The following is a 12,038-nucleotide window of genomic DNA, read 5'->3' on the forward strand; positions in this document are numbered from 1 at the left end:
GGGACCCCGGCCGCGTACGCATCCGAATTACCGTGCGCGGCCGGGGACCTGGTGTGCGGGGAGGCCGCCTCAGCGCACCGCCGCCGGTGAACTCCCGCCCGGTACCCGCAGGACGGGCTTGCCGGTGCCGTCGGCGGGGGTCGACCAGATGTCCTGCTTGCGGCCGTCTACGCCCGGCAGCGCGTAGGCGAGGGTGCCGTCGTCCAGCCAGGCGGCCTGCTCGTCGACGCTGCGCCGCTCGGCCAGCGGGTGCTCGCGCATCGTGCGCAGGTCCAGGACGTACAGCCGCCACGGGTCCGAAGTCCCCTCGCGTACGCGCTTCTTGAAGGCGAGGCGGGTGTTGTCGGGGGAGAGGGAGGGGCACTCGACGTTCTCGCGCAGCGCGGTCGCCGCCCACTTCTTCATGTCGCCGCGCACGAGATACGTCCTGCCCTTGGTCGAGACGGTCGCGTAGAAGCGGTTGTCGTCCTTCGCGAAGGTCACGCCCCAGTAGTTGACGTCGGGCGCGTGGTAGCGGCGCCCGTCGATCGTGAGGGGGATCTCCTCCATGTTCTTGACCAGGTAGCCGGTGCGGGTGTCCAGGATCGAGGTGCGGGTGGAGAAGGACGAGCCCGCGTAGGAGTCGCCGGTGGCGAACATCGTCCAGGACAGCATCCGGCCCGACGCCGAGACGCGCGCCCGGTTGGGGATGCCGGTCAGCGCGATGCGGCGCTTCTCGCGGAGCCGTTCGTCCAGGACGACGGCGTAGGACTTGGGCGGGATCCCCGCGCGGCGCTGCAGGCAGAGTCCGGTGCCCGCGGCGGCGTAGAAGCGCTCGCAGGAGGGGCCGCCGGTGGTGCGCGGCCCCTTCGCGGAGGCCGTCCCGCCGGACGAGGCGATGCGGGCCACGCGGCCCGCGCCCGCCTCCGTGCTGCGGAAGTACAGCTGCCCCCGGTCGAGGCCGAACTCCGAAGTGGCGTCGGCCGATTCGGCGCGCCCGGCCGCGTGCAGGGTGTACGCGACGGCGACGCCCGCGAGGACGGCGGCGGCCGTGGCGACCGCGACGATCCGGGCGCGCAGGGACCGCAGAGGGGTGTTCGGCCGGGTGGTCATGAGGGCCTTTCGGTGGGGGAGCGCGGGACCGTCCCGGGCTGGTGGCGCAAGACCGTCTCCGTACGGGGAAGCAGTGCCGTCGCCCCCGCGAGCGCCGCGGTCAGGGCGACGGCCGCGCAGGTCAGCGCGGGCCCGACGCCCCACAGCGTCCACGCGGCGCCGAACCCGGCGGCGGCGACGAGCCGGGCGAGGGCCTGCCCCGTCTGCAGCACGGCCATGCCGCGGGCCCGCCGCTCCGGGGCGACCACGGGGGCGGCGAGGGCCATCAGGACGCCGTCGGTGGCGGCGTAGAAGACGCCGAGCAGCAGCAGGACGCCGACGAGCAGGAGCCGGCCGTCGACGGGGGAGAGCAGCAGGAGGTAGCCGCCGAGCAGCGCCACGTGCCCCGCGAGGAACGGAACCCGCCGCCCCGTGCGGTCGGCGAGGCGCCCCGCCGGGATCGCGAGCAGCAGATAGACGGCGGCGGAGCCCAGCGGAAGCAGCGGGAACCACGAGACGGCGAAGTCGAGCCGCCGCTGGAGCAGGAGGTAGACGAACGCGTCGCCGATGGTGGCCGCGCCGAGCAGCGCCGCCGCGAGCAGGACGCGCCGGAACGCGGGGACGCGGAGGAGGTCGAGCGCCCTGTCGCGGCGGGTGGCGGGGGCGTGCGGTGCGGCGGCAGGCGCGGTGTCCGTGACGGGCGTGCGCGGCGCGGCAGTCGAGGTGTCCGCCCGCCCCACGTGCCCCGGCACGAACGCGACCAGCAGCAGTACGCCGAGCAGCCCGAAGCAGAAGCTGACCACGAACACGGCGTCGTACGCGTCCGCGGTCGCCCACAGCAGCGCGAACGCGGCGAGCGGACCGAGCAGCGCGCCCGTGGTGTCCATCGCCCGGTGCACGCCGAAAGCACGGCCCAGCGCGTCGGGCGGGCTGCTCAGCGAGATGAGGGCGTCGCGCGGCGCGGTGCGCACCCCCTTGCCGATGCGGTCGGCGGCGAGGGCGGCGCCGATCCCCGCGGTGGCGCCGCCCGCGAGCAGCAGGCCGAGCCGGGAGAGCGCCGAGAGGGCGTAGCCGCCGCCGGCCACGAGCTTGTGCCGCCCGCCCCGGTCGGCCGCGTACCCGCCGGCGAGGCGCACCAGCGCGGTCACGCCGTTGTAGAGGCCGTCGAGGAATCCGAACGCCAAGGGGGACAGGCCGAGTTGGAGGACGAAGTAGAGCGGCAGGACGGCGGTGACCATCTCGGAGGAGATGTCCGTGACCAGGCTGACCGCGCCGAGGGCGAGGACGGGCCCCGCGACCCGGCCGCGTGCGGACCCGGACTTCTCCGGGGCCGCGGCGGCCGGGTCGCCCTTGGTCACCGCGCCGTTGGAGGCGAGGTACATCGCTGGGCTCCCGCTGGTCTCAGCGGCACTCGTAGGACGGGCTCGTGTCCTTCGTGGAGCCGTCGGTGGCGACGAGGTTCCAGGAGAAGCCCGTGTCGGTGAAGTTCAGCTTGACGACGCCGAAGGTGTTCGTGATCCGCTTCTGGCTGTTGGGCTGCACCTCCTCGATCTTGTACGGGTTGGCGCCGCCCATGCCGCCGATCAGTTCGACGATGCCGTTGGCGTCGGCCTTGCCGTCCGGGTTCTGCGGGGCGAACCGCTCGTAATGGTGGTCGTGGCCGCCCAGGACCAGCTCGGCCTTGTTGTCGTAGAGCAGCTTCCAGACCGGGCGGCTCACCGGGTTGTTGCCGTGCTCGCCGGAGGAGAAGAGCGGGTGGTGCCAGTACGCGGCCACGCACTTCTTGGAGTTGGCGGCGAGGTCGGCCTTGAGCCAGTCGATCTGCGCGTCGTCGTCGAAGCTGTTGGAGTCGAGCGCGATGAAGTGCCAGTTGCCCTGGTCGTAGCTGTAGTAGCTCTCGCCGTCGGGGTAGGCGACGGACCCGAAGTAGGACTGGTAGCCCTTGAGCGCGCCCGCCGGGTCGTACGTCTCGTGGTTGCCGGGGACGGGCCGCGTCTTGCTCTTGAAGGCGCCCCAGGACTTGTCGTAGTAGTTCTGGAAGTCCTTCAGGCGCGCGTCGTCGTACTGGTTGTCGCCCATGGTCATCACGAAGGACGGGTTGATCTGCTTGACCAGGGCCGCGGTCTTGGGGTGCTTGCAGCTGCTGCTGCTCGCCGTGCACTGCTCGGCGATGTCACCGGCGGCGACCGCGGTGAAGCCGGCCCGCGGCTCGGCGGTGGGGGAGGCGTCGGCCTCCTCGGCGGGCGACCAGAGCAGCACGCCGCCGACGAGGGCGAGCGCGGCGCCCGCGGCCACGGGGACGCCCCAACGGGCCTTGGGCGTACGGGAGGTGCGCGTAAGGGCCTTGCGCGTACGGGAGTTGCTCGTGCGGGAGTTCATGGCGCGGGGGGTGGGCGACATGTCCGTCTCCTCGATGGGCGTGGGGGGTGCCGGTCGGTCTGTGCCGGTGTCGGTGCCGGTGTCGGTGTGGTGCCTGGCCGTCTCGGGGAATCCTGGCGATACGGCATGTGCGCGTCAAGAACTCCGGGTGAACTATTGTTAGGAAACTTTCCTTCCAGTGTTCATCCGTTGGTCGCTCGTCGGCGGTTGTCCGAGGCGGGGGTCTGCGCCTCCCGGGGGCGGGGGCTGGGCTCCCCCGGGGCGGGGGGCTGGGCTCGCGAGGGGCGGGTGAACCGGGCTCCCGGGGGTTGTCAGTGGTCTCGCCTAGGGTGGCGGTTCGGGAAAGTGCCGGTGTGAGAGCCGGGTGAGCAGGGGTTGGGCTGGGCGGTGGCAATGACGGCGGATGCGGTGGCAGGCGACCGTGCCCTTGCGGACGCGGTGGCGGACGGCCGTGCCGTTGCGGACGCGGTGGCGGACGGCCGTCCCCTTCTCGTGCGTTCCTGTGCCGCCGTCTTCCTTCCGGCGGAGGTGCCGCGGCAGGGGCGGGTCGCGTTCTGGCGGGCGGACGGGGAAGAGCTCCCCGAAGATCTCCCGTCTGCCGGTGTACGTGGTGATCTCACCGTCGCCCGCAAGCACGGCAAGGGCGCCCGCGGCCGCACGGTGCCCGCACTGTTCCTGCCCGTCGCCGACGCCGTGCCGCTGCTGCTCGGCGCCGCGCGCCCGCACCCCGCCGCGGCCTGCTGGGCCGCCGCCGCCCGGCACGCGCTGCACCTCGCGGCGCGCGGCAGGCTGCTGCCCGGCCTGACCGCCGGGGACCTGGACGCCTGGCGCGCGGGGCCGCTGGAGGAGGCCGACGTCGCCCAGCTGCGGGCCGTCGCCGCGGCCCTGCCCGCCGAGGGCCACGCGGTGCCGCTGCCGTCGTCGGGGCGCGGGCCGCTTCAGCTGCCGCAGCCGTTCGCGCTGGTCAGGGCCTTCGTGGACGCGGTGGTCGACGCCCTGCCGCGCACCCCCGCGGCCGCCTGCGCGGTGGGTGCGCCCTTCGCCGCGCGCGAGCCGCAGCGACTGCCGGGCGCCCGGGACTGGGCGGCGGAGGTCGCGGCCGGGGTCGACGCGGGCGTACGGGTGTCGCTGCGCCTCGACCTGCGGGCGCACGAGGTCTTCGACGGGGCGGAGGGCTCGGACGACTTCTCCGGCTCCGACGGCTCCTCCGGCTCCGGTGACTCCCACGGTTCCTCCGGTTCCGGCGGCTCCCGCGGATCCCACGGCTCCGGTGGTGCTGATGCGGGCTCCCGCGCGAGGGTTCCCCGCGCGGCGGTGGCCAGCCCGGCCGCCGCCGTCGTGCAGGTGCACAGCCTCGCCGACCCGACCCTCGTCACCGACGTGCCGGGGCTCTGGGCGGGCACCGACCACTTCGGGCCGCGCGCCCGCGTCGACACCCTGCTCGCGCTGCGCCGCGCGGCCCGCGTCTGGCCGCCGCTCGCGCGACTCCTGGAGCGGCCGCGCCCGGACGTGCTGCCGCTGAGCGAGGAGGAGTTGTACGACCTCCTGGGCGCGGCGGCGGGTCGGCTCGGCGCGGCGGGGGTGGCCGTGCACTGGCCCAGGGAGCTGACCCGCGGCCTCACCGCGACGGCCGTCGTCCGCCCCGCCCCCGGTACCGCCGCCGACAACTTCGACTTCTTCAAGACCGAGGAACTCCTCGAATTCCGCTGGCAGTTGGCGCTGGGCGACCAGACGGAAGAGCCGCTCACCGAGGCCGAGCTCGACCTGCTCGCGGAGGCGCACCGCCCGGTCGTCCGCCTCCGTGACCAGTGGGTCGTGGTCGACCCCGAGCTCGTCCGCAAGGCACGCAAGCGCGACCTCGGCCTGCTCGACCCGGTGGACGCCCTGTCCGTCGCGCTCACCGGCACCGCGGAGGTGGACGGCGAGCGGGTGCCCGCCGTGCCCGTCGGCGCGCTGGCGAAGCTGCGCGAGCGCGTGACGGGTGACCTCGACGCCGTCGCCCAGCCGCCCGGCCTGCACGCGACCCTGCGGGACTACCAACTCCGCGGCCTGGCCTGGCTCGACCGCATGACCTCGCTCGGCCTCGGCGGCTGCCTCGCCGACGACATGGGCCTCGGCAAGACGATCACCGTCATCGCCCTCCATCTGCACCGCGCGCAAGGCGGCGTCTCGGCGCCGACGCTGGTGGTCTGCCCCGCGTCGCTGCTCGGCAACTGGCAGCGGGAGATCGAACGGTTCGCGCCGGGCGTGCCGGTCCGCCGCTTCCACGGCGCGGGCCGCAGCCTCGCCGGACCGACCGGCGGCTTCGTCCTGACCACGTACGGCACGATGCGTACGAGCGCTCCCGAACTGGCCGACCGGAGCTGGGGGTTGGTGGTGGCGGACGAGGCGCAGCACGTGAAGAACCCGCACGCGGCGACGGCGAAGGCGCTGCGCACGATCCCCTCCCCGGCCCGCGTCGCGCTCACCGGCACCCCCGTCGAGAACAACCTCTCCGAGCTCTGGGCCCTGCTCGACTGGACGACACCGGGCCTGCTGGGCCCCCTGAAGGCGTTCCGCGCCCGCCACGCGCGCCTGGTGGAGGGCGGCGAGACAGCGGAGAACGACGAGGCGCTCGACCGCCTCGCGCGCCTGGTCCGCCCCTTCCTCCTGCGCCGCAAGAAGTCGGACCCGGGCATCGCCCCGGAGCTGCCGCCGAAGACCGAGACGGACCATCCGGTCACGCTCACCCGCGAGCAGACCTCGCTCTACGAGGCGGTGGTGCGCGAGACGCTGGCCCGCATCGAGGCGTCGGACGGCATGGCGCGCCGCGGCCTGGTGATGAAGCTCCTGATGGCGCTGAAGCAGATCTGCAACCACCCGGCGCAGTATCTGAAGGACGGCGCCCTGACGACGCGGACGGGGCGGCCGAGGTCGGGCAAGCTGGAGCTCCTGGACGAGCTGCTCGACACCATCCTCGCGGAGTCGCAGAGCGCGGGCGCGGTCCTGGTCTTCACGCAGTACGTGGAGATGGCCCGCCTCCTGGAGACACATCTGGCGTCCAGGGGCATCCGCTCCCAACTCCTGCACGGGGGCACGCCGGTGGCGCGGCGCGAGGAGATGGTGGACCGCTTCCAGGCGGGCGAGGTCCCGGTCTTCCTGCTGTCGCTGAAGGCGGCGGGCACGGGCCTGAACCTCACCCGGGCGGGCCACGTGATCCACTACGACCGCTGGTGGAACCCCGCGGTCGAGGAGCAGGCCACCGACCGCGCGTACCGCATCGGCCAGACCCAGCCGGTCCAGGTCCACCGCCTGGTCACCGAGGGCACGGTGGAGGACCGCATCGCCGAACTCCTGGCGGCGAAGCGGGCGTTGGCGGAGGCAGTCCTCGGCGACGGCGGCGAGTCGGCGCTCACCGAACTGTCCGACGCGGAGCTCGCGGACCTGGTGGCGCTGAGGAGGACGGCATGAAGGGGCGGGACGGAACCGGTCGGGGCGGCGGCCCTCGGGAAGACGGCGGCCCGGGCGGCGGATCCGGGCGGGGCAGCGGTCCCGGTGGCGGCCCTCGACAGGGCGGCGAGCCGGGTGGCGCGTCCCGGCGTCCCGGCGGCAGCGGCGGTGTGCCCCGACCTGGCGGTGGCGCTCGAGGGGCCGGTCGTCGTGGCGGCGGCCTCGGCTGGGCCAGCGGGATGAGTGAGACGAGCCGCATGGGCAGCGGCCGCGTCTTTCCCGCGCTGCCGGCCCACCCCGACCCCGCGACGCCCTTCGCCGCGTCCTGGTGGGGCAACGCCTGGATCGACGCGCTGGAGGAGAGCGCCCTGGACCAGGCCCGCCTGGCGCGCGGCCGCACGTACGCCCGTGAGGGAGCGGTCGACACCATCACGGTCGCGCCGGGCCGCATCGTCGCGTACGTCCACGGCAGCCGCCCCCGCCCCTACCGCGCGGAGATCCGCCTGCGCACGATGCTCCCCGAGCACTGGGACCGCTTCCTGGACGCGGTGGCCACCGACCCCGCGCACATCGCGGCGCTCCTCGACAAGGAGATGCCGTACGCCCTGGCCGACGCGGCGGTCCGGGCGGACGTCCCGCTCCTGCCCGGCGCGCGCGAACTGGCCCCCTCCTGCACCTGCCCGGACCGCGGCCACCCCTGCAAGCACGCGGCCGCCCTGGCCTACCAGGCGGCCCGGCTCCTGGACGCCGACCCCTTCGTGCTGCTGCTGATGCGCGGCGGCGAGGAGCAGGACCTCCTGGACGAACTGGCGCGCCGCAACGCGCACAAGTCGGCCGCGGAGGGAGAACTCCCGCCGGGCGGCCGGCCCCCGGCCACCGACGAGGCGCCGCAGGAGGGCCCGCCCCTGCCCGGCATCCCGGCCCGCGAGGCCCTGGCCACGGACTACCGCTCCCCGCTGCCACCCCCCTTGGCCCCACCGGCCCGCCCGGGCGACCCCCCGGTCCTGCCCTCCCTGCCCGGCGCCCCGGACCCCACAGCCCTGGAGTTCCTGGTCACGGACGCGGCGGCGCGCGCCCACGCGTACCTCACCACGGGCGCGGACCCCTTCACGTCCGAGTCCCCCTGGCGCGACGCGGTCCGCCTCGCCGCGTCACACCCCGGCCTCACCGGCCGCCGCACCTTCAGCCGCCAGTTCGCCGAGCTGGCCAGGTCGGTGGGGAGCACCCCCGCGGACCTCTCCCGCGCGGCGGCGGCCTGGCGCCAGGGCGGCGAGGAGGGTCTGGCGGTCCTGGAATCCCCCTGGGACCCCCCGGCGGGCCCCTTCGACCGGGCCCGCGGCGCCCTGACCGCGGCGGACCTCCCCCGCATGACGATCCACCGCAACCACCTCACGACCGCGGACGGTTCACTCCAGCTCCGCTTCGGCCACGACGCCCGCTGGTACCCCTACCGAAGCGATCCCGGCGCGGACGACTGGTGGCCGGAGGGGGAGGCGGACGTGGATCCGGTGGGGGCGGTGGCGGGGATGATCGGGCCGTAGGAGGCGCTCGGCCCACCCGCTGCCCGGGGCCCGGCCCTGCGCTCAGGCCCGCAGATGCGACAGCAGATCGTCCGCGGCCGGATAGGGGCGCTCGGTGGGGAGGAGCGACTCGGCCTTCGGCAGGTCTCCTTCCCGTACGTGGGTGTGGATCTCGTGGGCCAGGTCCGTGACGTCCGTGATGGATACCGTCCACTCGTCCGCGTAGCGGCCCGACGCCTCGCCCGCCAGGCCCAGTTGGAGGGAGCGGTGGGGGAGGGCGTTGAGGTGGAGGTCGCGTTCCGGGTCCCACTGGACGCGGGCGGGGGAGCGGCGCAGGTCGCGCTTCCAGGTCGCCTGGTCGGGGTGGAGACCGCGGGCGTAGTGCGAGAGGCAGGCGTGGCGCAGCGCCCAGTCGAAGCCCTCGCGGGTGATCTCGACGGCGAGTACCGTCTGCTGCCCCTCCTTCGTCGCCCAGCCGCAGCGGTACATCATCCAGAGGAAGGACGGCTTGATCCACGTCATGCGGTCGCGCTTCCAGGCCGCGGGGAAGCGTCCGTCGCGGGCGGCGGGGCCGCCGAGTCCAGGGGCGTACGCCTGGTAGACGGTGATCGTCGAGTCGGTGTGCCGGGCGCGGATCTGGTGGCTCGGGACGGGCCGCGCGGTGGTGGTGGGAGCCTCGGCGTGCTGGGCGTTCATGCAGTCAGCGTGCGGGGCCCGGCGGCGGTACGCCACTGAATTGCGGGGTGGGCCGCGTTACGGTGAAGGCCTTCGACATGGAGAAGGAGCTCTCGTGGACGCTGAGTTGACCGCACTGGCGGCGGCCGGGGCGACGGCACTCGTGCAGCAGATGGTGACCGAGGGGTGGACGCAGGCCCGGGACCGGGTCGCGGCGCTCTTCTCGCGCGGTAGCGGCAGCGGTGGCAGCGGCGCAGCCGACGAGGAGGTCCTGGTCGGGGAGTTGGAGGAGGCCCGCGCCGAGGTCATGGCCGCGCGGGACACCGGGGACGAGGAGACCGCCGCCGACGTGCGGACGGAGTGGCGTTCGCGGCTGCGGCGCAGGCTCGCCGCCGATCCCGGGGCCGCCGCCGAACTGCGTTCCCTGCTCGACGAGTTGGCCGACTCGGAGAGCGGCGGGACTCCCGGGAGTAGCATCACGTACCACAACACCAACCACCTCAGCGGTGGGGTGTACCACGGCACGGTGATCCAGGCCCAGAACGTCGGCAAGCTGGGCTGAGGAAGCAACCACGAGCACGGGCAGGACAGTTCACTCATGCACGCGATGACCGATGAAGTCTTCCTCGACCATGTCGCCGAGCGGCTCGCCGCGCTGCCCGGCGTGCGCGCCGTCACCCTCGGCGGCTCGCGCGCCCAGGGCACGCACACCCCCGAGAGCGACTGGGACACGGCTGTGTACTACCGGAGCGACGGGGGCGCCGTCTTCGACCCCGCCGAGCTGCGCAAGATCGGCTGGGAGGGCGAGGTCTTCGGCATCGGCGACTGGGGCGGCGGCGTCTTCAACGGAGGCGCGTGGCTGACCGTCGACGGGCGGCGCGTCGACGTGCACTACCGCGACCTGGACGTCGTCGAGCACGAGCTCGCCGAGGCGGAGCGGGGCCGCTTCCACTGGGAGCCGCTGATGTTCCACCTGGCCGGAATCCCCAGCTATCTGCTCCTCGCGGAGCTCGCCGTCAACCGCGTCCTCAGGGGTGAACTGCCCAGGCCCGCCTACCCCGAGGCACTGCGCCGGGACGCCCCCGGCGTCTGGCTGGAGCGCGCCCGCCTGACCCTCGGCTACGCCCGTGCCAACAACGCCCCGCGCGCCCAGCACGCCGAGGTCGCGGGCGCCGTCGCCACGGCCGCGATGGCGGGCGCCCACGCGGTGCTCGCGGCGCGCGGGGAGTGGGTCACCAACGAGAAGCGGCTCCTGGAGCGGGCCGGCCTGCGGGGCGTGGACGCGATCCTCGCCTCGCTGGGAGCGGGAGGAGAGGGCGCGGCCGGCACCCTGGACGCGCTCGCCGCGGCGCTGACCGCCACGGAGGAGCTGATCGAGGCGGCTCACGGCGGAGGAGCCGCGTGACCCCGATCAGCGAGTGACCGGTCGGGAGTCGGCCGGTTGGGAGTCGGGAGTCGGGAGTCGGCTGGTCGGGAGTCGGCCGGTTGGGAGTCGGGAGTCGGGAGTCGGCTGGTCGGGAGTCGGCCGGTCAGGAGCCGATCGGTAGGGAGTCGGCCGGTCGGGAGTCAGCCGGTCAGAGCCCAACCCGTCGGAGTCCAACCCACCCGACCCGCCAGACTCCGCCCCGTCAGAAGTCCACCCGCGTCCGCTCGTCGAGCCGCGCCACCGAGTCCTGCGCGAACGCCTTCTCGTAGTCGCTGCGGATCTCCTCGATCTGGACGTCCCGCTCGCGCGCCTCGCCCGTCGGGTACAGCAGGATCAGCTCGTACGAACGCTCGCGCTCGATCCTGCCGTTGGAGTCGCGCCACTGCCCGCGGCCGTCCTGGATGGTCAGCCCGTCGGAGAAGGCCGGGGTGACCTCCTTGTCGATGAAGGCCATGAACTGCTTGTCGGTCACGGCGGGCCCGCCGTCGGGCCGCTCCGTGCCGAAGAAGAGCCGCGTCTCGACGAAGGGCTTGCCCCGGGTGACCGTCGAAGCGGTCGAAGTGGCGGCGCGGTCGGCGGAGTTCGCCCCGCCGTCGCCGTCCAACGACGCGTACGCGGCGGGAGCGCCGACGGCCAGCAGGGCGGTGGCGGAGACGGCGACGGCGATCCGGGTGGCGGAGACGCGGGGGAGGGTGAGGGCCACGGGTGTTCCTTCTCTGGGCGCGGACAGATCACAACGGCGGCACACCGTAGCGGACTTGAGCGCCCGGGACGCCCTCCTTCTGTTGGTATGTCCTGATTCGCGCCCGGCGGTTTCACGCCCGCGTGGCACGCCCGTCACAGAGCGGCGGGCCCAGCCGGTACGTCGCGAGGTCACGCCACCCCGTGCCCGGCCCGTCCGTCACGATCAACCGCACCGTGTCGACATGACTGACCAGCGGCAGATGCGGGGCCAGCTCCGACTCCAGGGCGTCGTACGCCGCTTCGTAGGTGTCGGGGCCCTCGTGGTTCGCGAGGGTCAGGTGGGGGTCCAGGGGCGGGGTGAAGATGCCGCGGTAGGGGACCGCCTCGGGCCAGCGTTCCGTGAGGGACGTGGTCAGGGCGCGGATCGGGGCGGCGGGGGCCGGGGGCAGGTACAGGACGCCGGGGTAGCGGCGGAACTCCGTGAAGGAGAGCGTGAAGGGGGCGTGGGCGGCGAGGAGCGACGCCAGGGAGCGGGTGGTCGACGGGGTGAGGCGGGACGCGTTGAGGAACGGGTAGAGGACCGTGACGTGCGCGGGGAAGCCGGCCCGCACGAGCGGGTTGGCCTCGGGGACGCGGATCGTGAGGGCGGTGTCCCCGGGGAGGTCGGGCCAGCCGCCGTCCGCACGCGCTTCGGCGGTCCCGTGTGTCTCCTCTGCCTCAGCACCCACAACGCACCATCGTGCCACCTCCTCCCCGGGTGCCTTCTCCGGTGCCTCCCTCCTCGCCCTCCTCCGTAAGCTGCCGTCTTCCCTCGCGTCACTCGACTCCCGTACGTTGCCGTGACGTGACCGGAG

The 12,038-nt window shown here is 74.2% G+C and carries 10 protein-coding genes; 4 read left to right on the forward strand and 6 right to left on the reverse strand.

Annotation, left to right across the window (positions count from 1 at the left end; translation table 11 throughout):
- Positions 1-69 precede the first annotated feature (69 nt).
- Genes ACZ4D5_RS06795 through ACZ4D5_RS06805 form a run of 3 tightly spaced genes read right to left on the reverse strand, consistent with a single transcriptional unit; the run spans position 70 to position 3,471 of the window.
- Complete coding sequence (locus ACZ4D5_RS06795; RefSeq protein WP_467771240.1) at positions 70-1,092, reverse strand: TolB-like translocation protein; 1,023 nt, start codon at positions 1,090-1,092, stop codon at positions 70-72.
- Positions 1,089-2,453, reverse strand: coding sequence for an MFS transporter (locus ACZ4D5_RS06800; RefSeq protein WP_467771241.1), 1,365 nt, complete (start codon positions 2,451-2,453; stop codon positions 1,089-1,091). Before ACZ4D5_RS06800 ends, ACZ4D5_RS06795 begins: the two co-directional genes overlap by 4 nt.
- Positions 2,454-2,472: 19 nt before the next feature.
- Complete coding sequence (locus ACZ4D5_RS06805; RefSeq protein ID WP_467771242.1) at positions 2,473-3,471, reverse strand: metallophosphoesterase family protein; 999 nt, start codon at positions 3,469-3,471, stop codon at positions 2,473-2,475.
- A gap of 372 nt (positions 3,472-3,843) precedes the next feature.
- Here ACZ4D5_RS06805 and ACZ4D5_RS06810 point away from each other — a divergent pair, with 372 nt between their 5' ends.
- Both ACZ4D5_RS06810 and ACZ4D5_RS06815 read left to right on the forward strand, forming a co-directional pair.
- Complete coding sequence (locus ACZ4D5_RS06810; RefSeq protein WP_467771243.1) at positions 3,844-6,900, forward strand: DEAD/DEAH box helicase; 3,057 nt, start codon at positions 3,844-3,846, stop codon at positions 6,898-6,900.
- A 218-nt stretch (positions 6,901-7,118) separates the two neighbouring features.
- Entirely contained in the window at positions 7,119-8,420 is a 1,302-nt protein-coding gene (locus tag ACZ4D5_RS06815) for an SWIM zinc finger family protein (RefSeq protein WP_467771244.1), read from the forward strand.
- Between the two features lie 42 nt (positions 8,421-8,462).
- Here the strand turns inward: ACZ4D5_RS06815 and ACZ4D5_RS06820 are convergent, their stop codons facing one another.
- The gene (locus ACZ4D5_RS06820; RefSeq protein ID WP_467771245.1) at positions 8,463-9,095 is read right to left on the reverse strand and encodes a DUF4291 domain-containing protein; all 633 of its coding nucleotides are present in this window, start codon (positions 9,093-9,095) and stop codon (positions 8,463-8,465) included.
- 94 nt (positions 9,096-9,189) lie between these two features.
- Between ACZ4D5_RS06820 and ACZ4D5_RS06825 the strand changes: the two genes are divergently transcribed.
- Together ACZ4D5_RS06825 and ACZ4D5_RS06830 are read left to right on the forward strand one after the other, a co-directional pair.
- Positions 9,190-9,636: a hypothetical protein gene (locus ACZ4D5_RS06825; RefSeq protein ID WP_467771246.1), complete on the forward strand. Its 447-nt coding sequence runs from the start codon at positions 9,190-9,192 to the stop codon at positions 9,634-9,636.
- 36 nt (positions 9,637-9,672) lie between these two features.
- The gene (locus ACZ4D5_RS06830; RefSeq protein ID WP_467771247.1) at positions 9,673-10,479 is read left to right on the forward strand and encodes a nucleotidyltransferase domain-containing protein; all 807 of its coding nucleotides are present in this window, start codon (positions 9,673-9,675) and stop codon (positions 10,477-10,479) included.
- A gap of 223 nt (positions 10,480-10,702) precedes the next feature.
- Here ACZ4D5_RS06830 and ACZ4D5_RS06835 read toward each other — a convergent pair whose 3' ends face one another.
- A complete protein-coding gene (locus ACZ4D5_RS06835; RefSeq protein ID WP_467771248.1) occupies positions 10,703-11,203 on the reverse strand; it encodes a DUF3574 domain-containing protein in 501 nt (166 codons plus the stop codon).
- 112 nt (positions 11,204-11,315) lie between these two features.
- Positions 11,316-11,912 (reverse strand): 2'-5' RNA ligase family protein, encoded by a 597-nt coding sequence (locus ACZ4D5_RS06840; protein ID WP_467771249.1) that lies wholly within the window; start codon positions 11,910-11,912, stop codon positions 11,316-11,318.
- Positions 11,913-12,038 lie beyond the last annotated feature (126 nt).

This window comes from Streptomyces sp. NPDC025651 (assembly GCF_055558735.1).